Here is a 24,995-nt window from a genome sequence, read left to right as displayed (position 1 = left end):
CGCCTATCCGCGGGCCGGTGGAGCGCCGGGCATCCGACGGTGACGAGGGCCGGCTCCCGGCCACGGGCCGGGCGTGGGACCCTCGTATCCGTCTCCGGGAACGTTGAGCCTGCTGTCGTAGACCCGGAACCCCCTCGCCCGGTAGTTGGCCAGTGCGGCCGGGCCGTCGAGAGAGCAGGTGTGCAGCCACACCCGCCGGGTGGGCTCCCGGTCCGGCTGCCGTTCGGCCAGGTCCCAGGCGCGGGCTGCAACGACTTCGAGAAGGTGGCCGCCGACGCCCTTGCCGACCGCCCAGGGCAGCAGGCCGAAGTAGACGATCTCGACCGCCGCGTCGTCATCGGGCAGGAGTTCGGCGTAGCCCGCCGGGGTGCCCCGGTGGTAGGCCACCCAGGTCTCCACTCCGCCGTCGAGCCAGTCCGCCCACTGTTGCCAGGTCCACGGCAGCCTCTCGGTCCAGTGCCAGTCACCGCCCACGGCCGTGTTCAGGAACCGGCTGAACTCAGGCGAGACGACTTCGGCACGCACGATGTCGACCTCGATCTCCGGCGGTTTCGCGGGGAGCAGGTCCGAGCGTGAGGTCTGTTCCAGGTACCACGTTGTGACGTCCATATAGAGATGCATCAAACCACGGTGCGGAGTGTGACCGGTCCGTCCCTTTCCCGTCCTGGGGTGCCGGTCGCCGGGCCGAGGGCAGGTCGGACCGGCGATGGCGCCCGGGGCCGGCCGTGTGCGCTCACGTGGATCGGGGCGTCGCAAGGTGGGGGAGATCCATCCTCAGCGGGATGCGCGCGGGTGCGGGCTTTCCCGGACCACCCCGGGGGCGGGGCCCCCGCGGAATCCGCCGGGGTGGTCGCCGATACGCGATCCGGTACGGCAGGCGGGCCGTACCGGCAGGAAACAGTCGCCGGGACCTGGTACCAATGACCGGTGAGCGAAGAGCAGATGCTGCGAGAAGAGGCCGAGGGACGGCTACGGGCGCTGGCCGGTGAGCACGCCCGGCTGCGCGAGGACCAGTGGGCGGCCATCAAGGCGCTGGTCATGGACCGCCGCAGGGTGCTCGTGGTGCAGCGGACCGGCTGGGGCAAGTCGGCGGTCTACTTCATCGCCACCGCGCTCCTGCGCGAGCTGGGCGAGGGGCCGACCGTCATCGTGTCGCCGCTGCTGGCGCTGATGCGCAACCAGATCGCCGCCGCCGAGCGGGCCGGGATCAACGCGGTAACGATCAACTCGGCCAATCCCGAGGAGTGGGAGCAGATCTACGGCCAGGTCGCCGAGGGCATGGTCGACGTGCTGCTGGTCAGCCCGGAGCGGCTCAACAACCCCGACTTCCGCGACCAGATCCTGCCCGAGCTGGCCGAGAGCGCGGGCCTGATCGTGGTGGACGAGGCGCACTGCATCTCCGACTGGGGCCACGACTTCCGTCCCGACTACCGCCGGCTGCGGACCATGTTCGAGGACCTGCCCGAGGGTGTGCCGATCCTGGCCACCACGGCCACGGCCAACGCCCGCGTCACCCATGACGTCGCCGAGCAGATGGGCGAGGAGACGCTCGTCCTGCGCGGCGCGCTGGAGCGTGAGAGTCTCCACCTGGGTGTCGTACGGCTGCGCGGTGCCGAGCAACGCCTGGCCTGGCTCGCCCAGACCCTGCACGAGCTGCCCGGCTCCGGGATCATCTACACACTCACCGTGGCCGCCGCCCAGGAGATCGCCGCCTACCTGCGTGAGCAGGGACACGAGGTGGCGGCCTACTCCGGGCAGACCGAGCAGGCCGAGCGGCTCGCCGCCGAGCAGGCCCTGCTCGACAACAAGATCAAGGCGCTGGTCGCCACCTCGGCGCTCGGCATGGGATACGACAAGCCCGACCTCGGGTTCGTCGTCCACGTCGGTGCGCCGCCGTCGCCGGTCGCCTACTACCAGCAGGTCGGCCGGGCGGGGCGCGGGGTCGAGCGGGCCGAGGTGATCCTGCTGCCCGGCGCCGAGGACCGGGAGATCTGGGCCTATTTCGCCTCGCTGGCCTTTCCGCCCGAGCAGGTCGTGCGGACCGTGCTCGCCGCCCTGGAGGAGGGGGGCGTGCTGTCCACTGCCGCCCTGGAGAACAGAGTGGACCTCAGCCGCACCCGGCTGGAGAGCATGCTCAAGGTGCTCGACGTGGACGGTGCGGTCCGCCGGGTCAAGGGCGGTTGGGAGGCCACCGGCGAGGATTGGGCCTACGACGCCGACCGCTATGCCCGGGTCGCCGCGGAGCGTGCGGCCGAGCAGCGGGCCATGCTCGACTATCTCGACACCGCGGAGTGCCGGGAGATGTTCCTCCGCCACCGCCTGGACGACGAGACCGCCACCCCGTGCGGGCGCTGCGACAACTGCACGGACACGCACCGCTCGCCTGAGGTCGAGGCGAGGGCGGTGGAGCAGGCCGCCGAGAGCCTGCAGCGGCCCGGCGTGGAGATCGAGGCGCGCAGGCAGTGGCCGACCGGGCTGGCCGACCTCAAGGGCCGGATCAAGCCCGAGCTGGGCGCCGAGCCCGGCCGCGTCCTGGGGCGGCTGACCGACATCGGCTGGGGCAACCGGCTGCGCGGGCTCCTCGCCGAAGGCTCCCCGGACGGCCCGGTCCCCGACGAGGTCTTCGCCGCGGTGGTCACGGTGCTGTCGTCCTGGCAGTGGGCCCAGCGCCCGGTCGCCGTGGTCGCGATGCCCTCCGCGGGCCGCCCCCAGTTGGTGCGCAGCCTGGCCGAGCGGCTTGCGGAGGTCGGACGCCTGACCTATCTGGGAGACCTCGGATACCGGGCGGGCCCGCCCGGCCGCCAGTTCAACAGCGCGCAGCGGGTTCAGGCCGTCCGTGGCACGCTCGCCATGCCCTCGGCACTCGGCGCGGCGATCGCCGGGGCGGGCGGTCCGGTCCTGCTGGTCGACGACCGCGTCGACACCGGCTGGAGCATGACGCTCGCCGCCGCCATGATCCGCCATGCCGGGGCCCCCGCCGTACTGCCTCTGGCCCTCGCGGTGACGAGCTGACGGCATGTGACGCAGCCGTCGCCGGAGACCGGCCCCCGGGGGAGGTGGACACGGCCTGATGCGATCCGGCGAGCGGTGTCACCTGCCCGGTCAACGTCAGGAGACCGGAGAGGGGTGCAGGAGAAGATCGCGGGCTCTGGCGTCCAAGGCCTCGATGCGGTCCCGCATCAGGGCTTCCAGCAGGGCCTGCCGGGTCGGGAAGTGACCGTAGAGCGTGCCGACCGCGACTCCCGCACGCCGTGCGACATATTCCAGCGACACCTCGGTGCCCTGTTCGGTGAATGCGGTCTCGGCCTCGGTGAGCAGGCGCTCGTAGTTGCGTCGCGCGTCCGCGCGCATCCGGAGTCGCTCTCCTGGCATGTCCATCCGTACCCCTTCTTGTTAAGTCGAGGGTGCTTCGATATATTAATCGAGGCATCCTCAATTTACATCCGGGGTCGCAGTCATCTTCTGGAGGCAGCTATGAACAAAACCATCCTTGTGACGGGCGCGACCGGCCGGCAGGGCGGGGCCACCGTCACCCATCTCCTCGCCGGCGGTTGGCGTGTCCGTGCTCTCGTCCGCACTCCGGACGGCCCCGCCGCCCAGGCGCTGGCCCGGGCCGGGGCGGAGCCGGTCATCGGAGACCTTGACGACGCCGGCTCGATGGCCGCGGCCATCGCGGGCGCGCACGGCGTGTTCGGCGTCACGCCGGACGACGAGGATCTGGAACGGGAGGTCCGCCGTGGCCGGGACCTGGCCGACGTCGCCGCGGACGCGGGGGTCGGACACTTCGTGTTCGCCTCCGTCGGCGGAGCCGACCGGCGCACCGGGATCGGTTACTGGGAGAGCAAATGGGAGATCGAGCAGCACATCCGCGCGATCGGCCTGCCGGCGACGGTCCTGCGCCCGGTCCGGTTCATGGAGAACCACGCGATCCCGGGATTGGGGCTCGGCGGCATCACCGACGGTGTCCTCACTCATCTTTTCGCGCCGGACGCGCCGGTACAGCTCATCGCCGCCCACGACATCGGCGCCTTCGCCGCCCTCGCCTTCACGCACCCGGCCGAGTACGTCGGGCAGGCGATCGAGATCGCCGGAGACGAGTTGACTCCCGCCGAGACCGTCGCCCTGATCGGACGCACCCTCGGCCGTGAGATCGGCTACCGGCAGGTCTCCGCCGAAAGCCTCGGACTTCCCGCGAGCGCCGTCCGGGCCTTCGCCGACGAGCGCGGTCTCTGGCGGGCCGATATCCCGGCGTTGCGGGAGCGCCATCGCGGCCTGCTCGATTTCCCCACCTGGCTCAGGAACGGCGGCACGACACGGATCGAAGAAGCGATCTTCGCCGGCCAGGGGAGTTGACGGAGAAACCGGCGGCACTGACCACCCAGCGGTCATCCGGAGCCGGGCCGCCGCGGTTCGGGCGGGCCGTACGGAGATCAGAGGCGGGGGCGGGCGCCCAGATGGGAGATGGCCCTGGATGCCAGGCGGCAGCCGGAGGCCAGCGCCTCTGCGGGAGGCTTGTCCTCCAGCCAGGCGGGCAGGAAGCCGGCGGTGAACGCGTCGCCGGCACCGGTGCCGTCGGCCACGCGCTCCACGCTCTCCGCCGGGACCCTGACCGGCTCGGAGCGGTTGTTGGAGTACCACAGGGCGCCCTCGTCGTTGAGCTTGACGACGACCTGGGGGAACCAGGCGGTGAGCACCTTCGCGGCCGCGGCGGGGTCGTCGCGACCGGTCAGGACCTTGGCCTGGTCGGAGTTGGCGAACAGCAGCTTGGCGTTCTGGGTCCACTCAAGGAAGGGCTCGGCCCCCGTGCGCTCCAGAGGAGCGGAGGAGGAGCAGTCGACCGAGACGGACATCCCCGCGCGCCGCGCCATCTCCAGGGAGGCCAGACCGGCCTCGCGGGAACCCTCGTTGATCAGGGTGTATCCCGACAGATGAAGGTGGCTGCCCGAGGAGAACAGGTCGCGGGGCAGATCCTCGGGAGCCAGGGCGGCGTTCGCCCCGGGGTCGGAGAGCATGGTGCGCTCGCCCTTGTGGGTCACGAGCACCACGCAGGTGCCCGTCGGCCGCTCGGGGTCCATGACAAGGCGGGCGTCGACGCCGTAGCCCATCAGCTCCATGTCGCGGTTGCGCCCGGTGATGTCGGCGCCGCGACGTCCGATGAAGGCCACCTCGGCGCCCTCGACGGCGAGCCAGGAGGCGATGTTGGCACCCGAGCCCCCGCCGTGCATCGTGACGATCGCCGGCGTGTCACTGGCTCTGGCCAGCGGGTAGCGAGCCCGCGCGACCGCGTCGGTCATGAGATCACCCACCACGACCACCCGCGCCATGATGTCACCACCTTGCTGCCTTCGATGCTGACGTGCCTCTAGCCGCGAAAAACTTAACAGCTTCCGGCGAGCGTATGGGGCCAGGACCGGACACCGGGCCATAGTCGATGCACAAGCGTTGCGTGAACTTGCCCCGCTGGTCCGTCATGTGAGATTCACGTTTACTCTCGGGACTGTGGAGGTTTCTCAGTATCCTGCTCACTGGGAGGCGTATGTCGTCCTGTCGGACGGCGGCACCGCCCATGTGCGCCCGATCCGGTCCGCCGACGCCGACCGGTTGCGCTCCTTCTATTCCCGGCTCTCCGAGGAGTCGATCTACTTCCGCTTCTTCGGCCCCCGGCCCCGGCTGTCGGACCGTGAGATCACCCGGTTCACCAACGTCGACTACGTCGACCGCGTCGCGCTGATCGCGACAATCGGCACGGAGATGGTGGCGGTCATCCGCTACGACCGGATCGAGCCGGGAGAGGCGGAGGTGGCCTTCCTCGTCGAGGATGCCCACCAGGGACGCGGAGTCGCCTCCGTCCTGTTGGAGCACCTGGCCGCGACCGCCAGGGAACGGGGGATCGGCAGATTCGTCGCCGACGTGCTGCCCGCCAACCAGAAGATGATGGCGGTGCTCAAGCAGGCGGGCTACACCGCGCAGAGCCGTTTCGCCGACGGTGTGGTCCGGATGACCCTCGACCTCACCCCGACCGAGACCTCCCAGGAGGTGACCGCCTCCCGTGAGCACCGGGCCGAGTCGCGTTCGATCGAGCGACTGCTCTCCCCGGGCTCGGTGGCGGTCGTCGGCGCGGGCCGGGAGCCGGGCGGCGTCGGTCAGACCGTTCTCCGCAACCTGCTCGGCGCGGACTTCACCGGCCCGGTCTATCCGGTCCACCGCGAGGTGCGGGCCGTCGCCGGAGTGCGGGCCTACCCGAGCGTGACGGCCATCGACGGCGAGGTGGATCTCGCCGTGCTGGCCGTACCGGCCGACGGGGTGATCGAGGTGGTGAAGGAGTGCGCGGAGAAGGGCGTGCGCGGGCTGATCGTGGTCTCCTCCGGGTTCGGGGAAACGGGCGCGCAGGGGCGGGCCAGGCAGGACGAACTGGTCCGCATCGCCCGCGCGTACGGTCTGCGCGTCGTCGGACCCAACTGTCTCGGTATCGCCAACACCGATCCGGCGATCCGGCTGAACGCCACACTCGCCGCGACCATTCCCGGCCAGGGCCGGGTCGGCTTCTTCAGCCAGTCAGGTGCCCTGGGAACGGCGCTGCTGCAGCGGGTGGCCCAGCGCGGCATGGGCATCTCCTCGTTCGTGTCGGCGGGCAACCGCGCCGACGTCTCCGGCAACGACCTGCTCCAGTACTGGGAGGAGGACCCGCAGACCGACGTGATCCTGCTCTATCTGGAGTCACTGGGAAACCCTCGCAAGTTCGCCCGCCTGTCGAGGCGGATCTCCCGGCGCAAGCCGATCGTGGTGGTCAAGAGCGGGGGCACCACCCAGGGTGTGCCCATCGGCCACGCCGCGCCCGTGCTGGGCCTGCCCGACACCGTGCTGAGCTCGCTGTTCGAGCAGACCGGGGTAATCCGGGTCGAGGACCTGATCCAGCAGTTCGACGTGGCGCAGCTTCTGGCCTACCAACCGCTCCCCGAAGGGCCCAGAGTCGGTCTGGTGAGCAACTCCGACGCGCTGGCCCTGCTCGCGGTCGACGCCTGCGCGCGGGCCGGCCTCGAACCCCTACCTCCGGTCAACCTCGGCGCGCGGGCCGGCGCCGCCGCGTTCGGCACGGCCCTCACCTCACTGATCCCGGACGTGGACGCGGTGGTCGCGATCTACATGCCGCCGATCCCCGGCGGGGCCGACGAAGTCGCCGCCGAGTTGCTGCGGGTCTCCCGCGACTGCGGCAAGCCGGTGCTGGCCACCTTCGAGGGCAGGATCGGCATGCTGCCGGAGCTGCGGGTCGGCACCGCCCCCGAGCACGGTTCGATCCCGTCCTACGCGGCACCCGAGGAGGCGGTCCGCGCACTGGCCCATGTCGTACGGCACGCACGCTGGCTCAAGCAGCCCGCCGGCACGTACGAGGAGATCGAGGGTGTCGACACGGCGGCGGCACAGCGGCTGGTGCTGGCCGGGCTGGATGAGGAGGTACCGGCCGAGGCCGACGCCTCGGAACTGCTCGCCTGCTACGGGCTGACCGTGTGGCCGGCGCAGGTGGTGGGCTCTCCGGAGGAGGCCGTCGCGGCGGCCGACCGGCTGGGCTGGCCGGTGGTGCTGAAGGCGGCCGATCCGGAGGCGGCCAAACGCGCGGGCACGGTACGTCTCGGTCTTTCCGGCCCCGACGGGGTCCGCGAGGCCTTCGCCGGTCTGAAGGAGCAACTCGGTCCCGACGCCGTGCTCGCTGTGCAGCGGATGGCCCCGCAGCCCGCGGTGCCGACCGTGGTCGGTGTCATCGAGGACTCCGCGTTCGGCGCGGTCGTCTCCTTCGGGCTCGGCGAGGTCACCGCGCGGTTGCTGCGTGACGAGGTCTACCGGCTTGCCCCGCTGGCGCGCGAGGACGCCGCCGAGCTGGTCAGGTCACCGCGCGCGGCCCCTCTGCTCTTCGGTGAGTACGGCTATCCGCCGGTCGCAGTCGAGGCGCTGGAGGATCTGCTGATCCGGGTCGGACGGCTGGCGGACGACCTTCCCGAGGTGGCCAGGCTCGACCTCGATCCGGTGCTGGTGGGGGAGTCCGGGGTGATCGTGCTGGGAGCGCGTGCCGTGCTGAGGAGCCCGGAGGGACCCCGGCTCGACGGCGGGCCGCGCCGCCTCGGCTGAAGCATGTCCGTGCGTCCGGGCGTGTCCCGGCCGTGGGCGTTCCGGCCTGACACGCCCGAACACACGGCACCTGCTTGGAGAGGCCCGGCCAAATGATGCACTGCGAAAGGCGCATGACCAGCCGAATAGGTACATCTTTCTATAAAGAACTGAATTAAATGCTTGTGGCGCGCAAAGGGAGGCATGGTCGGCCAGGGTCACGATTTGCGCCGACGGCCGAACCGGGTGCGCACACGGTGAAAGCGCTGCCCCGGACAGGGCAGGATGGACCCATGAGGGAAACCCGACTCTCGGCCGCCGGCCTGCGTGACGCCATCGACCGCAGTGGCTACTATCCCGACCTGGTCGCCGACGCGGTTGACTCCGCCCTGGGCAAGGAGCAGGTGGGGGCCTTCGTGGTGCACCACGAAGCCACCTTCGACCCGGCCATGGAGGTGCGCAGGCACGTCACCGTGCTCGTGCTCTCACCCACCCGGCTCCTCGTCTGCCACACCGACGAGCACCCACCGGTGGAGGGGGTCTCGGCCTCCCATGCCTCCACGACCACCGAGGCCGTGCGCCTCAGCCGTATCCAGTCTGTCGCCGTCACCCGGGTCGTCCCCGACCCCGCCTCCTACGTGCCGGGCGTGCCCCCCACCGAGGTCACGCTCACCATCGGCTGGGGAGCCATCTCCCACGTCGACCTGGAGCCGGCCACCTGTGGCGACGAGAACTGTGAGGCCGATCACGGCTACACCGGCGCCGTCACGGCCGACGACCTCTCCCTGCGGGTGAGTGAGGCGGCCGACGGTCCCGAGGCCGTCTCCCATGTGCTGGCCTTCGCCAAGGCGCTGTCGGAGGCCACCGCGCGCGCCGCCTCGTGAACCCCCTGGTACCCGCGTACGGCGCGGCCTCGCTCGCCGACCTGTCCTCTTCCCTTCTTGCCGTTCTCGGGATGGATGAGGACAACCCGCTGGGACTCACGCCGGCCGAGCGGGTCCTGCTGTTCCTCGTCGACGGTCTGGGCGCCGATCTGCTCCGCGCCCATCCGGAGACCGCGCCGTTCCTGTCCGCCCGGCTTGGCGGGGTGCTCACGGCGGGCTTCCCCGCGACCACCGCGACCAGCCTGGGCAGCCTGGGCACCGGCCTGCCGCCGGGGGAGCACGGCATGCTCGGCTACCAGCTCGCCGTACCCGGCGCCGGCTACCTTCTCAACTGCCTGCGCTGGACCGCCCCGGGCCCGCTGATCCCTCCCGACGAGTGGCAGCCCACCCCGACCGTCTACGAACGCGCCGCGGCGGCCGGGATCTCCGCCAGCTACGTCGCCCCGTCGGAGTTCGAGTCCACCGGGTTCAACCGGGCCGTCTACCGTGGCGTGCGCTTCGTCGGCGCCGACGAGGTCGACGACCGCGTCGAAGGGGTGCACCAGGCTCTGGCCGAGCCCCGCTCCCACGTCACGGTCTACTACGGCAACCTCGACGCAGTCGGCCACCGGACCGGTTGGGGCAGCCCGCAGTGGCTGGAGCAGCTCGCCGTCGTCGATCGGATGGCCGAACGGCTGGCGGCCACGCTCCCGCCGGGGACGGCGATGTACGTCACCGGCGACCACGGCATGGTCAACGTCACCGAGCGGATCGACGTGGACGCCCTGCCCGCGCTGCGCGAGGGCGTCGCCCTGCTCGGCGGCGAGACCCGCGCCCGGCACGTCTACGCCGACCCGGGCGCGGCGGGGGCCGTCCTTGGCGCATGGCGTGACATCCTGGACGGGAAGGCCTGGGTGGCCTCCCGCGAGGAGGCCGTCGAGTCAGGCTGGTTCGGGCCGCGCGTGCGTGCCGAATGGCTGCCCCGGGTCGGCGACGTCCTCGCCGTGCCCTACGCCGCCTGTGCCATCACCGCCTCGGTCGCCGAGCCGCGCGAGTCGGCGTTCATCGGCTGTCACGGCTCTCTCACGCCCGCGGAGCAGCACGTTCCCCTGCTGGAGGTGAGCACCCGGTGACGTCGAGCGGGCTCGGGCCCTCCCGGAGCAGCCATGGCATGGCACCGTCCCGCGTCCCCTCTCTGGGGCCTTTCATGTTCGAGGAGATTCGATGAGCCCGCTGATCACTCCCGCCGGCCTGGCCGGCCTGGCCGGCGCGACCGTCTTGGACGTGCGATGGAAGCTCGGTGGCGGGCCGCCCAACATCGACTCCTACCGCGAGGGGCACGTCCCCGGCGCGGTCTTCTGCGGCCTCGACACCGACCTCGCCGCCCCGGCCGGGGCCGGCGGCCGTCACCCGCTGCCCTCCGCCGAGGCGTTCCAGGAGGCCATGCGCCGCCTGGGTGTGTCCGGCTCCCGGCCCGTCGTCGTCTACGACGAGGCCGACTCCACGGCCGCCGCCCGGGCCTGGTGGACGCTGCGTTACTTCGGTCACCCGGACGTCCGGGTCCTCGACGGGGGCTTCCGCGCCTGGGTCTCCGAAGGGCTGCCGGCCGACAAGGAGGAGGAGACGGCCTCGCCCGGCGACTTCGTGGCACACCCGGGGGGCATGCCCGTGCTCGAGGCCACGCAGGTCCTGGAGTTCGCCTCCGAGGGGGTGCTCCTGGACGCCCGCGCCGCCGAGCGCTATCGGGGCGAGGTCGAGCCGATCGACCCCGTCGCCGGGCACATCCCCGGCGCGGTCAGCGCCCCCACAGGCGAAAACGTGGACCCGGCAGGGCGCTTTCACCTGCCCGACTTCCTCCGCGAGCGGTTCAACACCCTCGGCGCCGTCCCCGGTCTGCAGGTCGGCGCCTACTGTGGTTCCGGCGTGACAGCCGCCCACGAGGTGCTGGCTCTGGAGGTGGCCGGCATCCCTGCCGCCCTCTACGTCGGATCCTGGTCCAACTGGGTCGCCGACCCCTCACGGCCGGTCGCCACCGGCTGATCTCCATATCCGAAACAGACGAATCCATCCACACCCGTCTTCCCGCTCGCCATGGTCAGTGCCTGGGCAGGTGGGTGACCGGCGGCCAGCAGTCCGTGGAAGACCGTCATCAACGTCAAGGTCTCCTCGTCGCGCACCGGGACCAGGCTGGCCACCACGCACTGCGACCCCAGCGACAGGAAGGTGCCCGCCAGTCCCAGCGGCGCCCCGTCGGCAGGGGCGCGGGCCATGCCCGTGTCGCATGCCGACAGCACCACCAGTGGCGGCGGGGTGCGCAGCCGTAGCAGGTCATAAGCCATCAGCGGACCGTCGTCGAGATCGATGCCGGACAGCAGCGGGCTACGCGGGGAGAACATCCCGTGCGCGGCCAGGTGCGCCACGTGGGCGCGGTCCAGCGTCGCCAGCACCTCCGCCCGCAGCGCCGCGACCCGCTCCGCCCCCGGATGGCAGCTCCGGACCATGTCCGCCTCCGCCTCCGCGCACCGCAGTCCGGGACCGGCGACGGCCACCACGCCCCTCTCCCGTACGGCTCGCATCCGGTGGCCGGCCAGCCAGGCGGCGGCGCCGGCGGCCACGGTCACCGGGCGCTCGGAGTTCATCGGCAGGATCGGCCAGGGCAGGGTGTACAGCGCCCCGGTCGGCACGATCACCAGCGGCCGGTGGTCCAGCCGGTCGCGCACCGAGCCGAAGAGCAGCCGCTCCAGCAGTGCCGCCTCCCCTGCCAGCCCGGGAGCCCTCCCGTCGAGCAGATGCGCCCGGCGCAGGCCGTACCGGAGCCTGACCGTGGCCTCGGCGGCGGCCGCGAAGGGGCCGAGCCGGCGCAGCATGACGCGGTCCCGCGTGACCACGACGGCCACGAGTTCGTCGGTGTGACGGACGAACTCCACCAGCGCCGCGTCCCCCAGGGCCGTACGCAACTCGTCCAGGTCGGGTGCGACGGGCCTGCCGGCGCCTCCGGCAACCGCCCGCCACCGCTCCGCCCAGGCCAGGAGCGTACGGCCCCGCCCGGTCTTCAGGGCTAAGGCCAGCCCGAACCTCGCCAGCGGTTCACCGGCCCTGACGGCATGGGCGCGCAGCATCGGGTCCTCGAAAGCCGTGGCGTTGGCCCCCACCTCCACCAGCCCGGCCCGGACCGCCGCGAAGGCCCCACGCCGGTCTCCCGCCAGCGCACGCCGCAGCGCCGTCGCCTGGCGCGCCACCACGTCCGGCCCCGAGGACGCCAGGCGGGCGAGCTGTCCGTCGGCGGTGGGGCGGGCTCCGAGCTGGAGCGCGACCTCGGCGCCGGCGAACCTGAGCGCACGGGAGGACTGCCGGTGGCCTGCGGCGTCGAGGGCCTCCGCACACGAGAGCAGCTCGGCGAGCAACTCCCCGGTGGGCGGGCCGAGCATGAGCCGGACACGCAGGAGGATCTCGGTGGCGAGCGGCGCCAGGACCGTCCGGTCCTGCGCGGCCAGATCGGCGGCGGCCCGCTCCGCGCTCTGCCGCGCGAGGTGCGGATCGCCGGTGCACAGCTCGGCCTGAGCCAGCAGGAGACGGGCCTCGGCCAGGACGGTGTTCGCCCCCGCCGCGGCCAGCTCCGGCACCGCCAGGTCCAGCAGGACCCGAGCCTCTCCGGGCAGGTGGGCGGCGATCAGCGCCTCGGCCAGGTCACAGCGCATCGTGGCCAGCCGTTCCGGGTAGCCGGCCAGGCTGCTCTCCGCCCGACGGTAGGCCGTGAACGCCCCGGGCAGGTCGCCGCGCCGCGCCGCCAGAAACGGCAGGTTGCCCTCGGCGAGCGTGAGCACGTGGTCCAGGCCCGCAGCTCTCGCCAGCTCCACGCACCGGGTGAGATCGGCCTCCGCCGCCTCGAAGTCGCCCAGGAACACCCGGGCCAGGCCCCGGTTGAGCATCGCCCCCGCCAGAAACCCGACGTCGTCGCCGAGGGCCTCCACGGCGCGGTCGCAGTGGCCGACGGCTTCGGCGTATCGGCCGAGGCGGGCCAGCGCCACCGCCCGGTGGACGCCGAGTTTGGCCACCTCGACCGGAGTGAGATGGGGTTCGGCGGCGTCGGCGATGGTCAGCGCCTGCTGGGGGTGGCCGAGCTCGGTGCGGATGTGGACCAACGACAGCCGTGCCTGGGCGGCCCGGTGCGGCAGGCCCGCGGAGACCGCGATGCTCACCGCCTGACGCAGGTGCTCCTCGGCCAGCGGCAGGTCGCCCAACTCGCGGGCGGCCACCGCCAGCGCCCGGTAAGCGATCGCGGCGGCCTCACCGTGGGGATCGGCTGCCGACACGTGACGGAGCACGCCGCGTGCCAGTGCCAGCGCCCGGGCCGGGGCCCTGCTGGAGAGGTTCACGGCGTGCTCGGCGGCGGCGACCGCGTCGGTGATCACCTACGGGCGGATCCGGGTCCAGCTGGTGGCGACCGAGGAGTGTTCCGGCCGGTGGCACACCACGCTGAACCAGCCCGGAGGCAGACCCGTGACGGCGAACTGACCCGTCGGGGAGAGCTCACGCGACTCGGTGAGATGCAGGGTGCGGACCTCCACCCGCGTGCCCGCCTCCGGAGGAGGGGACACCTGCCCGGCCAGATCGACCAGACCGTCCATGGACGTGACCTCCAGATCCACGGTGAGCTCGGCGGCGGCGAACCGGAGCAGCCGTGGCTCGTCGGCGGACCGGACGCCCACCGGGGTGGGCGTGGCCGCCGGCTGGGCCGTGGTCGCCCCGGGCATCCGCAGTCCGTAGACCGCCCGCGCGGCGGCGGAGACGTGGGCGGGCACAGGGTCGTGACCTCCCGTCAGGCGGAGCGCGGCGATGAGGGACTCGTCGTCGATCGAGGGAGGATGTCGGGTCACGGTGTCGCCTCCTGGGCGGTGAGCATGGTGCGTAGCCGGTTCAGGCAACGGCCCCGGGTAGGGCCGTAGCTGCCGCTGGGCATGCCCAGGCGGCCGGCGAGCTGGTGGACGCCCGCGTCGGGCGCGGCGGCCATCAGCAGGAACAGTGAGCGGCAGGGCTCGTGCATCTCCTCGACGGCCCGCCACAGCCGGCGGCCCTCGTCGGCGGTGAGCACGGTCACTGCCGGGTCGGGGTGGACCTGCCCGGCCCGTGCCGGGTCGGGATGGGCATGCTCGGTGTCGGCCATCAGCCGTTCGCCCCGGTTCCGCCTGCTCAGAAGGGAGGCCTCGCGCTTGGCCGTGGTGAACAGCCAGGAGCCGATCCGGTCCGGGTCGCGGATGGTGTGCAGGCTCTCGACCAGCCGTAGCCACGTCCCCTGCACCGCGTCGGCCGCGTCGGCCGCGCTCAGGTCATAGGCCCGCACCGCGGACCACAGCAGCCCGGAGAAACGGCCGACCAGCATGTCCCATGCCGCCTGGTCACCTGCCAGTGCGGCGCTGATCCCGTGCTGGTCACTCACCGGCGCCCCCGAGGTCACATTGAACACCCTGTGTGTTCATGCGAAGACTTTGGGTGAGACTTTACCTTGGTGCGGCCACAACGGCCCCCAGATCGGGAATTTGCCGGGTCCGCGCCGGATCGAGGATGTGAGCCGCGGCCTCCTTCGGCGTCCGGCTCCCGGCGGCCGCCGCGATGGCCCCGCTGACCACGGCTGCGGCGAAGGAGGTCCCGCTCCAGCACGCATACCCCCGGAAGGCCTCGTACTCGATGAAGGAACTGGTCAGCCACTCACCTCGGGCGCAGGCGTTCACCCATGGGCCGTGTGCCGAGAAGGGGGCCCTGGTCTCCTCGGACGCGTCCAGCGCGCCGACGGCGATCACCTCGGGTAGGGCGGCGGGCCAGAACGGGCGGTCCGATGCCGTGTTGCCCGCGCAGGCGACCACGGCGGTGTCCGTCAGTTCCCTCAACGCGGCCTCCATCAGCGGGGACGGGTGATCGTCGAAGGTGTGTCCGCCGAAGGAGAGGTTGAGCACCTGGGGAGGGTCGTTCCTGAGTCGCGCCAGGGCTCGCAACACCCCCGCCTCGTCCCCGATGCCGTGGCTGTTCAGCACGCGCAGCGGACGCACCCGCACGCCGGGAGCCGATCGCAGGACAAGCCCGGCGATGAACGTGCCGTGGCCGGCCTGGGCGTCCAGTCTCCCGTCGCCGTCCGAGTCGGGCGGTTCGGCGGCCTCGCGCCGCTGGTCCCGCCACCAGGGGCGCTCCTGCCACCAGGGGTGCGCGGTCAGCCCGGTGTCGGGTATCGCCACGGTCACGGTGCTCTCGGGCGCCTCGGGAGCTTTGGGCGCAGGAGGGGGAGTGGCCGGAAAGGGGCGCGACGCGGGGCCGCCGAAGAAGAGCGGCTGTCCCACCAGGATGTGGTTGGGGGAGGCGAGATTGCCTTGATCGCGCACCGTGGTCGCCAGGTCGCAGACGTCCACACCGGGCGAGAGCCGTACGCGGAAGATCCCGTCGGCCTCGCTCACGGCGGTGGTCCACCGGGCGACGGCGGCCGCTCCTGCGGCATCGGTCAGAAGCTGGCCCGGCCTGATCAGAGCGGGCGCTCCGGGGATGGGTTCTACCCGTTTGATGTCGGCGTCCATCCGGTCCTCCGGGAGGTGATCACCAGGTCGCTGGGACTTTTCCATCCGAGCATGCCCCGAGCGGGGCGTCCGCCGCACAGCATCTCGGTATGACCCCCCTCTGGTGCCACGTCACAACCGACGGTAGTCTCTCCTTCAGTCACTTGTGATCATCCTGGGACGAGGCCGTTGGGGAAGGCGCACCTCGTACGAAACGGGAGGTCCGGTGTCTGCTCGTGGCGTGCTTTACGTCCACTCAGCTCAGCCTGCGCTGTGCCCTCATATCGAATGGGCCGTCGCGGGTGTCCTTGGCGTGCCCGTAGACCTGACCTGGACTCCGCAGCCCGCCGCGCCCGGCCATGTGCGCGCACAGGCCGAGTGGGAGGCACGCCAGGGGACGGCGGCGGCCATCACCTCGTCGTTGATGGGCTGGCAGCGGATCCGCTTTGAGATCACCGAGGACGCCTCGCCGGGTGCCGACGGGTCCCGTCATGCCTACACCCCGTCCCTTGGCGCGTTCACGGCGGTGATCGGCGCCACGGGTGACATCCTGGTGCCCGAAGACCGGTTGCGCTCCGCCATGCTCATGGCGCGCCAGGGTCGTGTGGTGCTGGAGGAGGAGTTGGACCGCCTTCTCGGCAAGCAGTGGGACGCGGAGCTTGAGTCGTTCCGCTACGCGGGCGAGGGTGCGCCCGTCCGCTGGCTGCACGCCGCGGTCTGATCGGGTTCCCCTCCTTCGGGAAGGGGGCGAGGGCCCGATCCTCGTGACCCGCCCACCGGGGTGCACGCCGTCCACGCCTCTCATGGCGGCCCGCATGTGCTAAATTTTGGCCATGCGGCCAGAAAATAATCCAGGCGGCCAGAAGGTGAGGTCGTTCATCGAGACGGCCCGCCGGGCGCAGATCGTCGCATCGGCCATCGAGGTGATCGCCGAGCAGGGGTTCGCCAACGCGTCGCTGGCCCGGATCGCCCAGCACGCGGGCATCAGCAAGGGTGTCATCTCCTACCATTTCGCCGGCAAAGACGAGCTGATGGAGGAGGTCGTCACGCAGGTCTACGCCGAGGCCGTCCAGCACGTCCTGGCCCGGATCGAGGGTCTGGAGAGCGCGACCGAACTGCTCCGGACCCAGATCATCGCCTCCGCCGAGCACATGCGCGACCATCCGGCGCAGGTCAAGGCGCTGGGCGAGATCTTCTACAACCTTCGGCTGCCGGACGGCAGGCCCCGCTACGGGATCGACACGAGCGAGGAACTGCTCCAGTCGCTGGAGAACATCTACCGCTTCGGCCAGGAAAGCGGAGAGTTCAGGCCGTTCGACGTCCGCGTCATGGCCGTCAGCCACTCGGCGGCCGTGGACAGCATGTTCGCCTACTGGACCGCCTATCCCGAACACGACCTCGAAGCGCACGCCCACGAGCTGGCCGACCTCTTCGAGCACGCCGCCCGAACCCAGGAAGCCCCCCACTCATGACCGTCACCGCCAAGACCACCACCGCGCGGTTGCGTTACATCGACAACCTGCGGGTCGCGCTGACCGCGCTCGTGGTGCTGCACCACGTCGCCCTCACCTACGGCAACATCCCTCTATGGTTCTACGCCGAACCTGCCAAAGACTCCTCAGGCGTGGCGCTGGACATTCTCGTCACCTTCGACCAAGCCTTCTTCATGGGTCTGTTCTTTCTCATCTCAGGGTTCTTCACCCCGGGCGCCTACGACAGGAAGGGGACGTGGCCTTTCCTCAGGGATCGCCTCATGCGTCTCGGCGTCCCGCTGCTCATCTTCCTCCTCCTTGTGCGCCCCCTGGTGAACTTCGGCTCCTACTCCTCGGTGGAGGCGGCGTCCGGTGTGACGGACCTGCCGTACTGGCTGTTCTACCTCTTCAGCTGGGACCCGGGCCCGATGTGGTTCGTCGAGGTGCTGCTGGGGTTCGCCGCGCTCTACGCGCTCTGGCGCCACTTCGCCCGGCCGGTATCCGGCGCGGACACCCCGGCGGCACCGGGCGCGAGAGCGGTCATCGCCTTCGCGCTCGGCCTGGCCGCCGTCACCTTCCTCTGGCGGCTGGCCGTGCCGATCGGTGCCTACTGGCCGGTCGTCGGCCTGCCGTCACCCGCCTACCTGCCGCAGTACGCGGGCCTGTTCGCGGTCGGTGTGCTCGCCCACCGGCGGCGCTGGCTCGAGGCGCTGACGCCGCGGGCGGGCCGGCTGGGATTCCTGACCGCCGGTGTCGTGACGCTGGTGCTGTTGCCGCTCTCGGCGGTCACCGGCGGCGCCCTGCAGACGCTGGCCGTCGCGGTGTGGGACTCGGTGTTCGCCGTCGCCCTCGCCATCGGGCTGCTGTGGCTCTTCCGTAAGCGCTTCGACCGGCAGGGCCCGCGTGGCCGGTTCCTGTCCGAGCACGCCTACGCGGTCTACTTCGTCCACCCGGTGGTGCTGGTCGGGCTCGGCTACGCCTTCCGCCCGCTGGACGCGCCGGCCGTCGTCAAGTTCGCCGTGATGGCCGCCTTCGCGCTGCCGCTGTGCTGGGGCCTGGCCTATGCGGTGCGTTCCCTGCCGGGGGCCAGAAGAGTGCTGTGAGCAGGCGGACGGGCGGACCGCCCCGGCCCCGTGCGGGGTGACACGGCGTGCCGGTAAGGATCGCGTCAGGAGCCTCGGACCGCGTTGACCTTGATTTGCGATCTTTTTGAGATTCCCCACCCGGTGTGGACGCTTCCCGCCGAGGCCCGGCTGTGGATCAACGCCCGGCCCGCCCGGGTCGTCCAGATCGCCGAGGCCCTGGCCCAGCACCCGGAGATCTCCTCCGCCGCGCTCACCACCGGGCCGACCAACCTGCTGGCCGCCGATGGTTGAGCCATGACGGACACGACACAGCACAGCAAGATCCTTGTCATCGGCGCGACGGGGAACGGGGGAGGAACGCGACGGGGAGGAACGCGACCGGGAAGATCACCGCTGGGCGGACGCGACCGGGAAGATCACGACGCCCCCGCCGGCAGGAGCCGGCGGGGGCGTCGTCGAAGCAGGTCAGAGCGGGATGTTCCCGTGGGCGCCGCGGGCCGGGGTGGCCTGCGCCAGGACCTTGGCAATGGCCCCGCGGGTCTCGTCGGGCTTGATGACCTCGTCCACCACGCCGAGCTCGATGGCCCGGTCGAGGCCGCCGGCGAGGATCTCATGCTCCTCGGCGAGCCTGACCTCCAGGGCCGCGCGCTCCTCGTCGGGCGCCGCCGCGAGCTCGCGGCGCTTGAGGATGCGGACGGCGGCGACCGCCCCCATGACCGCGATCTGCGTGGTCGGCCAGCCGAAGACCTTGGTGGCGCCCAGCGAGCGGGAGTTCATCGCGATGTACGCGCCGCCATACGCCTTGCGGGTCACCAGCGTGACCCGCGGCACGGAGGCCTCGGCGAAGGCGTGCAGGAGCTTGGCGCCGCGGCGGACCACGCCGTCATGCTCCTGGCCGACGCCGGGAAGATAACCCGGGACGTCCACCAGGACGACCAGAGGAACCCCCAGGGCGTCGCACATGCGGACGAACCGCGCGGCCTTCTCGGCGGAGGTGGAGTCCAGGCAGCCGCCCAGGCGCATGGGGTTGTTGGCGATCACTCCGATGGTCCGGTCTCCGAGACGGCCCAGCGTGGTGACGATGTTCGGTGCCCACTTGGGGTGCAGCTCGACGCCCGGCTCATCGAGCAGGCCGTTGACCAGCGGCTTCACGTCGTAGGCGCGGCGCGGGTTCTCCGGCAGGAGATCTCCGAAGTCGACCTCGTCGACGGTGGCGCGGATCCGGCCCTGGTGGCCCAGCAGCACGGCCAGGCGCCGAGCCTGGACGTAGGCCTCGGTCTCGGACTTGGTGACCACGTGGACCACGCCGCTGCGCTTGCTGTGTGGTTCGGGGCCGCCGAGGGCGGCCATGTCGATCTGCTCGCCGGTGACGCTGCGGACGACGTCGGGGCCGGTCACGAAGATGCGGCCCTCGTCGGCCAGGATCACGATGTCGGTCAGCGCCGGGCCGTAGGCGGCACCGCCGGCCGCGGGGCCGACCACCACCGACAGCTGCGGGATCACGCCGGAGGCGCGGGTCATCGCGGCGAAGACGCGGCCGACCGCGTGGAGCGACTCGACGCCCTCGGCCAGCCGGGCGCCGCCCGAATGCCACACGCCGATGACCGGAACCCGCTCGCGGACCGCGACGTCGTAGGCGTGCACGATGTGTTCGCAGCCCTCGCTCCCCATCGCGCCGCCCTGAACGCGGGCGTCGCTGACGAACGCCACGACCGGCACGCCCTCGACGCGGCCCATCGCGGAGAGCACGCCGCTGCGGTCCACGGGAGTGATCAGCCGGACGGAGCCCTCGTCGAAGAGGGCAGCGAGGCGCACCTGAGGGTCACGGGGATCGACAGCCTCCTTGTCGGAGGCATCGGTCACCACCCTGTTGTCGAGCACAGTCATCACTAGCTCCCTGTCAGATGCTGGTGAAGGCCACGGCGACGTCGTGTCCGCCGAACCCGAAGGAGTTGTTGATCGCGGCGATCTGTCCGTCGGGCAGCGCGCGAGGCGCACCGCGTACGATGTCGACCTCGACGTCGTCGTCGAGGTCGTCCACGTTGATCGTGCCGGGCGCGATCCGCTCGTGCAGCGCGAGAATGGTGAAGACGGACTCGATCCCACCGGCGCCGCCGAGCAGGTGGCCGGTCATCGATTTGGTGCCGCTGACCAGCGGGTGGGAACCGATGACTTGCTTGATCGCGATGGTCTCCACCACGTCACCCGCGGGGGTGGAGGTGGAGTGCGCGTTCACATGCTTGATGTCCTGGCCGGTGAGGCCGGCGTTCTCCAGGACGCGGCGCATGGCCAGCATGACTCCGGCGCCGGTCGGTTCCGGCTGGGCGATGTGGTGGGCGTCGGCCGAGTAGCCGACGCCGGCGGCCACCGCGTAGATCTTGGCGCCGCGTGCGAGGGCGTGCTCCTCGGACTCCAGCACGACGATGCCGGCGCCCTCGCCGAGGACGAAGCCGTCGCGGCCCTTGTCCCACGGGCGGGAAGCCAGCGTGGGCTCGTCGTTACGGGTGGACATGGCCCGCATGGCGGCGAAGGAGCCGATGTTCAGCGGGTGGATGGCCGCCTCGGTGCCGCCGGCCACGACCACGTCGGCGCGTCCGGAGCGGATCATCTCGATGGCGTAGCCGATCGACTCGGCGCCGGTGGCGCAGGCGCTCACGGTGGCGTGCACGCCGGCCCGGGCGCCGATCTCGATGCCGATCCATCCCGCCGCGCCGTTCGGCATCAGCATCGGGACGGTGTACGGCGAGAGCCGCTGCCACCCCTTCTCCTTGAAGGTGTCGTAGGCGGCGAGGATCGTGGTGATGCCGCCGATGCCGCTGCCCACGACCACGCCGAGACGCTCCGGATCGACCTTGTCTATCGCGGCGTGCGCCCAGGCCTCACGGGCGGCGACCAGTGCGAACTGCTCGGCCCGGTCGAGCCGCCGTGCCTCCGGCCGGGGCAGCACCTCGGTCGGGTCCACGGCGGCGACGGCGGCGAACTTCACCGGGACCGAGTCGATCCAGTCCTCGGTGAGGGTGCGGACCCCCGACTGACCGGCGAGAAGCGCCGACCAGGTCGAGGCGACGTCTCCACCGAGGGGCGTCGTCGCGCCGAGCCCGGTGACGACGACACGTGCCTGGTCTGTGTTCACGTTCTGCGCTCCTTGTGAATCGCGGGTCAAAGCCGGGAAATCTTCAGACGTCTTTAGCTCTGGATGAAGTTGATGACGTCCTTGACGGTCTTGAGGTGCTTGAGCTGCTCGTCCGGGATCTCGACGCCGAACTCGTCCTGGGCGGCGACGGCGATCTCGACCATGGACAGCGAGTCGATGTCGAGGTCGTCCACGAAGTTCTTCTCCGGGCTGACCTCGGAGGCCGGGATGCCGGTGATCTCGTTGATGATCTTGCCGATACCAGCGAGGATCTCCTGCTCGGTCAGGGCCATGTCGCGTGTTCTCCTTGGATTCGATTTCTTCTTGTTCTGCACGGCGGAGCCGTACAAGCTTCACGGGTCCCGTACGGCTCAGCCGTACAGGATCTCAGGGGATCTCGACGATCTGACCGGCATAGGTCAGGCCGGCGCCGAAGCCCAGCAGCAGGGCGAGCCCGCCCGACGGGATCTCGGCGCGTTCCACCATCCGGGACAGTGCCAGCGGGATCGACGCCGCAGAGGTGTTGCCCGCCAGCACGATGTCCTTGGCGATGACGGCGTTGTCGGCGCCGATCTTGCGTGCGATGGCTTCGATGATGCGCAGGTTGGCCTGGTGGGGCACGAAGGCCGCGAGGTCGGCGGGGTCCACCCCGGCACGTTCGCAGATCTGCCTGGCCACCGGGTGAAGGGCGGTGGTGGCCCACCGGAACACGGTCTGGCCTTCCTGGTGCAGGAAGGAGTCGCGGTCCTTGATGATGATCGCGTCGGACTTGTCACCTGCGCTGCCCCAGACCACCGGGCCGATGCGGGGGATGTCGGACGGGCCGACGACCGCGGCGCCCGCGCCGTCGGCGAAGATCACCGCGGTGGTCCGGTCGGTCCAGTCGATCCACTGGGAGAGCTTCTCGGTGCCGATGACCAGCACGTTGGTGGCCGAGCCCGCGCGGATCGCGTCGTTGGCGACGGCCAGCGCGTAACAGAATCCGGAGCAGGCGGTGTTCACGTCGAACGCGCCGGGGGCGTCGATGCCCAGCCGGTTGGCCACCCGGCCGGCCGCGTTGGGGATCTGCGTCTCCAGCGTGCAGGTGGCGACGATCACCAGGTCGATGTCGTCGGCCGACAGCCCGCTCGCGGCGAGGGCCTTGCCACCGGCCTGCACGGCCAGGTCGATCTCCGACTCGTTCTCGGAGGCGATCCGGCGCTCCTTGATGCCGACGCGGCTCTGGATCCATTCGTCGTTGGTCTCGATGGTGGCCGACAGATCGGCGTTGGTGACCACCCTGGACGGCTGGTAGTGGCCGAGGGCCAGGATCTTGGCACCAGGAGCGCCCTGCAAGGTCTTCATCCGTCGCTCACCACTCCTCGTTCGCTGCGTAAGCCATCTGTGCCTCACGGGCCGCGGCGCTCGCCGCGTCGGGCTCACGCCGATTCATGGAGAACCTTACGAGCGGCGTCCAGATCGTCGGGGGTCTTCAAGGCAACGGTGGTCACCCCGCGCAGGGCGCGCTTGGCCAGGCCGGTGAGCGTACCACCGGGGACCAGCTCGATCATCGCGGTGACTCCCTGTCCGGCCATGGTGGCCATGCAGGCATCCCAGCGGACCGGGCTGGCCACCTGGTTGATCAGGCGTTCCACGAACGCGGCACCGCTGGTGACCACCGCGCCGTCCGCGTTGGACAGCAGGGTGGTGGACGGGTCGCCGGGGGTGACGTCGGCGACGACCTCGCGGAGGTAGTCGACCGCCGAGGCCATGTGCACGGTGTGGAAGGCGCCGGCGACCGAGAGCGGGATGAGCCGGGCGCGCGCGGGCGGCTCCGCCCTGAACGCCTCCAGCTGAGCCAGCGTCCCACCCGCCACGATCTGCCCGGCGCCGTTGATGTTGGCGGGGGTGAGACCGTGCCTGCCGATGGCCGCCAGCACGTCCTCCTCGACGCCGCCGAGGACGGCGACCATGCCGGTCTCGGTGACCGCGGCGGCCTTGGCCATGGCCTGGCCGCGCTCGCGGACGAAGGCCAGAGCCTGCTCCGGGGTGAGCACCCCGGACAGGGCGGCGGCGGTCAGCTCGCCGACGCTGTGCCCGGCGACGACGTCGGGTGACGCTCCGAGGATCTCGGCGACGGCCAGCCCGGTGGCCACGAGCAGTGGTTGCGCGACGGCGGTGTCACGGATCTCATCCGCGTCGGCGGTGGTCCCGTAGGTGATCAGGTCGAGGCCGACAAGGTCGGACCAGGCAGACAGGCGGTCTGCCAGGCCCGGCATTTCGAGCCATGGAGATAGGAAGCCTGGAGTCTGGGCGCCTTGGCCCGGAGCGACGATGGCGAGCACGAAATCAAGCCTGCCCTGTAGGAGTCCGCTACTCAGATAAGGATACGAACGAACTTTATCCACATCTTCTTGTAGGAAATCTACAGCGCGAGTTTCGTGGACGTTAAGTAGAGAGCCCTAGATTACGGTCGTTTCGGACAGGCGGCCGAGGATGAGCCCGACCTGCAGGGTGAAGGCGGAGCGCCCTTCCGTGGGCTGGTAGCCGGTCAGCTCGGTGATCTTACGGAGACGGTAGCGCACCGTGTTCGGATGGACGAAGAGCAACCGGGCCGTGGCCTCCAGGGACGTGCCCTGCTCAAGGTAGGTCGCGAGCGTGTCGAGGAGCGGTGTGCCCACCAGCGGCAGATAGACGTTCTCGATCAACTGCCCCCTGGCGTCGGAGTCGCCGTCGATCGCCCGCTCGGCCAGCAGGTCCTCGGCGTGGACCGGCCGGGGCGCGTCCGGCCACCCGGATGCCGCCCGCAGGCCGGCGATCGCCGCCCGTGCCGAGCTCGCGGCCGCCTGCAGGTCGTTCACCTCCGGTCCGATCACGACCGGGCCGGGACCGAAGCGCGGCAGCACATGCCTGGCGGCGGCGCTGACACTGTCCGCACCCCCCACGATCACGATCAGCCGGTCGTGCTGGACCCCGGCCAGCATGTCCAGCCCGGATCTGCGGCCCCGGTCGCGCAGCCCGTCGACCACCGCCTGCGGGTCGTCGTCGGGCGCCTGTCCGGCCAGCACCACGATGGGGGAGGAGGTCCAGCCGAGCGCGGCGGCCCACGAGTGCAGACCGTCGTCGACCTCACCCCGGACCAGCGCGTCCACGATCAACGCCTCCAGCCGGGCGTCCCAGGCGCCACGCGCCTCGGCCTCACGCGCGTAGACCTGGGCGGCGGCGAACGCCACGTCGCGGGTGTAACGGAGCATCGCCTGCTGGAGCTGGTCCTCCCCGCCTGGCGCGGCCAGATCTCCCGTCTGCGCCTCGACCACCTCGACCACCACCCGGACGATGTCCACGGTCTGCTGCAGCGAGATGGAGCGCTTCAGCTCCCGGGGCGCGGTGCCGAAGAACTCGATGCTGGGGGTCGGACGGCCCTCCCCGGCATGCTGGAACCACTCCACGAACGCGGCGATCCCCGCCTGGGCGACCAGCCCGACCCAGGATCTGTCCTCGGCCGACAGGGCACGGAACCACATCAGCCGGTCGTCCATCCTCGACATGGCGGCCGTACCCAGCGTGCCCATGGCCCGTTCGAGCCTGAGTGTGGTGTCTTCTCGTATGCGGTTCTGGTCGATCTCTTCTCTGCTGAGCTTGATCACGACGTCGTCGTGTTTGCCGGCTCGCTCGTTCCGCTCCCTCACGTCACTAAGAGTGCCAGGTCGCGTGAGATGCGCCAGCCGTTGTCCCGAACGTCGCCCCGGCGCCGCCCGTGGGCCGGTCGGGATGACGGCCGGGATGACGGCCTGTGCGCGGGCGCCCGGTCCGTCCGCAGGACA

The 24,995-nt window shown here is 71.2% G+C and carries 23 protein-coding genes; 10 read left to right on the top strand and 13 right to left on the bottom strand.

The window, feature by feature from the left end; genetic code table 11:
* Positions 1–3 precede the first annotated feature (3 nt).
* Positions 4–609 carry a GNAT family N-acetyltransferase gene (locus FHR32_RS02595; protein ID WP_184752636.1) on the bottom strand — a complete coding sequence of 202 codons (606 nt, stop codon included), beginning with the start codon at positions 607–609 and terminating at the stop codon, positions 4–6.
* A gap of 333 nt (positions 610–942) precedes the next feature.
* Between FHR32_RS02595 and FHR32_RS02590 the strand changes: the two genes are divergently transcribed.
* Entirely contained in the window at positions 943–3,012 is a 2,070-nt protein-coding gene (locus FHR32_RS02590; protein WP_184756324.1) for a RecQ family ATP-dependent DNA helicase, read from the top strand.
* 96 nt (positions 3,013–3,108) lie between these two features.
* Here FHR32_RS02590 and FHR32_RS02585 read toward each other — a convergent pair whose 3' ends face one another.
* On the bottom strand, positions 3,109–3,378 hold the full coding sequence (locus tag FHR32_RS02585; RefSeq protein ID WP_184752634.1) for a TetR/AcrR family transcriptional regulator: 270 nt from the start codon (positions 3,376–3,378) through the stop codon (positions 3,109–3,111).
* Between the two features lie 96 nt (positions 3,379–3,474).
* On the opposite strand from FHR32_RS02585, the gene FHR32_RS02580 reads away from it, so the two are divergent.
* Entirely contained in the window at positions 3,475–4,353 is an 879-nt protein-coding gene (locus FHR32_RS02580) for an NmrA/HSCARG family protein (protein WP_184752632.1), read from the top strand.
* Positions 4,354–4,430: 77 nt separating this feature from the next.
* On the opposite strand, the gene FHR32_RS02575 is transcribed toward FHR32_RS02580, so the two are convergent.
* Positions 4,431–5,324, bottom strand: a complete 894-nt coding sequence (locus FHR32_RS02575) for a carbohydrate kinase family protein (RefSeq protein WP_184752629.1) — start codon at positions 5,322–5,324, stop codon at positions 4,431–4,433.
* 175 nt (positions 5,325–5,499) lie between these two features.
* Between FHR32_RS02575 and FHR32_RS02570 the strand changes: the two genes are divergently transcribed.
* From FHR32_RS02570 to FHR32_RS02555, 4 genes are all read left to right on the top strand, one after another.
* Positions 5,500–8,121, top strand: coding sequence for a bifunctional acetate--CoA ligase family protein/GNAT family N-acetyltransferase (locus FHR32_RS02570; RefSeq protein WP_312881895.1), 2,622 nt, complete (start codon positions 5,500–5,502; stop codon positions 8,119–8,121).
* A 272-nt stretch (positions 8,122–8,393) separates the two neighbouring features.
* The gene (locus FHR32_RS02565; RefSeq protein ID WP_184752625.1) at positions 8,394–8,984 is read left to right on the top strand and encodes a DUF5998 family protein; all 591 of its coding nucleotides are present in this window, start codon (positions 8,394–8,396) and stop codon (positions 8,982–8,984) included.
* The gene (locus tag FHR32_RS02560; RefSeq protein ID WP_184752622.1) at positions 8,981–10,096 is read left to right on the top strand and encodes an alkaline phosphatase family protein; all 1,116 of its coding nucleotides are present in this window, start codon (positions 8,981–8,983) and stop codon (positions 10,094–10,096) included. Before FHR32_RS02565 ends, FHR32_RS02560 begins: the two co-directional genes overlap by 4 nt.
* A gap of 91 nt (positions 10,097–10,187) precedes the next feature.
* A complete protein-coding gene (locus FHR32_RS02555; RefSeq protein ID WP_184752620.1) occupies positions 10,188–11,003 on the top strand; it encodes a sulfurtransferase in 816 nt (271 codons plus the stop codon).
* Here the strand turns inward: FHR32_RS02555 and FHR32_RS45705 are convergent.
* From FHR32_RS45705 to FHR32_RS02535, 4 genes are all read right to left on the bottom strand, one after another.
* Positions 10,943–13,375: a CHAT domain-containing protein gene (locus FHR32_RS45705; protein ID WP_184752618.1), complete on the bottom strand. Its 2,433-nt coding sequence runs from the start codon at positions 13,373–13,375 to the stop codon at positions 10,943–10,945. The genes FHR32_RS02555 and FHR32_RS45705 overlap by 61 nt on opposite strands.
* Positions 13,376–13,840 (bottom strand): hypothetical protein, encoded by a 465-nt coding sequence (locus FHR32_RS02545; protein ID WP_184752616.1) that lies wholly within the window; start codon positions 13,838–13,840, stop codon positions 13,376–13,378.
* The gene (locus FHR32_RS02540; protein WP_184752614.1) at positions 13,837–14,400 is read right to left on the bottom strand and encodes an RNA polymerase sigma factor; all 564 of its coding nucleotides are present in this window, start codon (positions 14,398–14,400) and stop codon (positions 13,837–13,839) included. Before FHR32_RS02540 ends, FHR32_RS02545 begins: the two co-directional genes overlap by 4 nt.
* Positions 14,401–14,461: 61 nt before the next feature.
* The gene (locus FHR32_RS02535; RefSeq protein ID WP_184752612.1) at positions 14,462–15,523 is read right to left on the bottom strand and encodes a S8 family peptidase; all 1,062 of its coding nucleotides are present in this window, start codon (positions 15,521–15,523) and stop codon (positions 14,462–14,464) included.
* A gap of 205 nt (positions 15,524–15,728) precedes the next feature.
* On the opposite strand from FHR32_RS02535, the gene FHR32_RS02530 reads away from it, so the two are divergent.
* The 4 genes from FHR32_RS02530 to FHR32_RS02515 all read left to right on the top strand — a co-directional run bounded on the left by FHR32_RS02530 (position 15,729) and on the right by FHR32_RS02515 (position 18,350).
* Complete coding sequence (locus FHR32_RS02530) at positions 15,729–16,223, top strand: DUF3145 domain-containing protein (RefSeq protein ID WP_184752610.1); 495 nt, start codon at positions 15,729–15,731, stop codon at positions 16,221–16,223.
* Between the two features lie 112 nt (positions 16,224–16,335).
* Positions 16,336–16,974, top strand: a complete 639-nt coding sequence (locus FHR32_RS02525; protein ID WP_184752608.1) for a TetR/AcrR family transcriptional regulator — start codon at positions 16,336–16,338, stop codon at positions 16,972–16,974.
* On the top strand, positions 16,971–18,077 hold the full coding sequence (locus FHR32_RS02520) for an acyltransferase family protein (RefSeq protein ID WP_184752606.1): 1,107 nt from the start codon (positions 16,971–16,973) through the stop codon (positions 18,075–18,077). The genes FHR32_RS02525 and FHR32_RS02520 overlap by 4 nt, the downstream gene beginning before the upstream one ends.
* Positions 18,078–18,200: 123 nt before the next feature.
* Positions 18,201–18,350: a hypothetical protein gene (locus FHR32_RS02515; protein WP_184752604.1), complete on the top strand. Its 150-nt coding sequence runs from the start codon at positions 18,201–18,203 to the stop codon at positions 18,348–18,350.
* A 174-nt stretch (positions 18,351–18,524) separates the two neighbouring features.
* On the opposite strand, the gene FHR32_RS02510 is transcribed toward FHR32_RS02515, so the two are convergent.
* The 6 genes from FHR32_RS02510 to FHR32_RS02485 all read right to left on the bottom strand — a co-directional run bounded on the left by FHR32_RS02510 (position 18,525) and on the right by FHR32_RS02485 (position 24,743).
* Positions 18,525–19,946, bottom strand: coding sequence for an acyl-CoA carboxylase subunit beta (locus FHR32_RS02510; protein WP_184752602.1), 1,422 nt, complete (start codon positions 19,944–19,946; stop codon positions 18,525–18,527).
* 13 nt (positions 19,947–19,959) lie between these two features.
* Complete coding sequence (gene fabF, locus FHR32_RS02505) at positions 19,960–21,192, bottom strand: beta-ketoacyl-ACP synthase II (RefSeq protein WP_184752600.1); 1,233 nt, start codon at positions 21,190–21,192, stop codon at positions 19,960–19,962.
* 53 nt (positions 21,193–21,245) lie between these two features.
* Positions 21,246–21,485 (bottom strand): acyl carrier protein, encoded by a 240-nt coding sequence (locus FHR32_RS02500; RefSeq protein WP_184752598.1) that lies wholly within the window; start codon positions 21,483–21,485, stop codon positions 21,246–21,248.
* Between the two features lie 94 nt (positions 21,486–21,579).
* Positions 21,580–22,536 carry a beta-ketoacyl-ACP synthase III gene (locus FHR32_RS02495; RefSeq protein WP_184752596.1) on the bottom strand — a complete coding sequence of 319 codons (957 nt, stop codon included), beginning with the start codon at positions 22,534–22,536 and terminating at the stop codon, positions 21,580–21,582.
* Between the two features lie 74 nt (positions 22,537–22,610).
* On the bottom strand, positions 22,611–23,516 hold the full coding sequence (locus FHR32_RS02490) for an ACP S-malonyltransferase (RefSeq protein ID WP_184752594.1): 906 nt from the start codon (positions 23,514–23,516) through the stop codon (positions 22,611–22,613).
* 117 nt (positions 23,517–23,633) lie between these two features.
* Entirely contained in the window at positions 23,634–24,743 is a 1,110-nt protein-coding gene (locus FHR32_RS02485; protein ID WP_184756323.1) for a PucR family transcriptional regulator, read from the bottom strand.
* Positions 24,744–24,995 lie beyond the last annotated feature (252 nt).

This window comes from Streptosporangium album, from assembly GCF_014203795.1.
GTDB lineage: Bacteria > Actinomycetota > Actinomycetes > Streptosporangiales > Streptosporangiaceae > Streptosporangium > Streptosporangium album.
The sequence above is the reverse complement of the archived record's forward strand: the minus strand, read 5'-3'. Positions and strand labels throughout refer to the sequence as shown.

Excerpts from the sequence above, each read along its gene's own strand:
- FHR32_RS02590 (WP_184756324.1), top strand. The coding sequence starts at position 943 with ATGCTGCGAGAAGAGGCCGAGGGACGGCTACGGGCGCTGGCCGGTGAG.
- FHR32_RS02575 (WP_184752629.1), bottom strand. The coding sequence starts at position 5,324 with ATGGCGCGGGTGGTCGTGGTGGGTGATCTCATGACCGACGCGGTCGCG.
- FHR32_RS02520 (WP_184752606.1), top strand. The coding sequence starts at position 16,971 with ATGACCGTCACCGCCAAGACCACCACCGCGCGGTTGCGTTACATCGAC.
- FHR32_RS02555 (WP_184752620.1), top strand. The coding sequence starts at position 10,188 with ATGAGCCCGCTGATCACTCCCGCCGGCCTGGCCGGCCTGGCCGGCGCG.
- FHR32_RS02500 (WP_184752598.1), bottom strand. The coding sequence starts at position 21,485 with ATGGCCCTGACCGAGCAGGAGATCCTCGCTGGTATCGGCAAGATCATC.
- FHR32_RS02580 (WP_184752632.1), top strand. The coding sequence starts at position 3,475 with ATGAACAAAACCATCCTTGTGACGGGCGCGACCGGCCGGCAGGGCGGG.
- FHR32_RS02510 (WP_184752602.1), bottom strand. The coding sequence starts at position 19,946 with ATGACTGTGCTCGACAACAGGGTGGTGACCGATGCCTCCGACAAGGAG.
- FHR32_RS02525 (WP_184752608.1), top strand. The coding sequence starts at position 16,336 with ATGCGGCCAGAAAATAATCCAGGCGGCCAGAAGGTGAGGTCGTTCATC.
- FHR32_RS02535 (WP_184752612.1), bottom strand. The coding sequence starts at position 15,523 with ATGGACGCCGACATCAAACGGGTAGAACCCATCCCCGGAGCGCCCGCT.
- FHR32_RS02485 (WP_184756323.1), bottom strand. The coding sequence starts at position 24,743 with ATGGGCACGCTGGGTACGGCCGCCATGTCGAGGATGGACGACCGGCTG.
- FHR32_RS02565 (WP_184752625.1), top strand. The coding sequence starts at position 8,394 with ATGAGGGAAACCCGACTCTCGGCCGCCGGCCTGCGTGACGCCATCGAC.
- FHR32_RS02495 (WP_184752596.1), bottom strand. The coding sequence starts at position 22,536 with ATGAAGACCTTGCAGGGCGCTCCTGGTGCCAAGATCCTGGCCCTCGGC.
- FHR32_RS02595 (WP_184752636.1), bottom strand. The coding sequence starts at position 609 with ATGGACGTCACAACGTGGTACCTGGAACAGACCTCACGCTCGGACCTG.
- FHR32_RS02585 (WP_184752634.1), bottom strand. The coding sequence starts at position 3,378 with ATGGACATGCCAGGAGAGCGACTCCGGATGCGCGCGGACGCGCGACGC.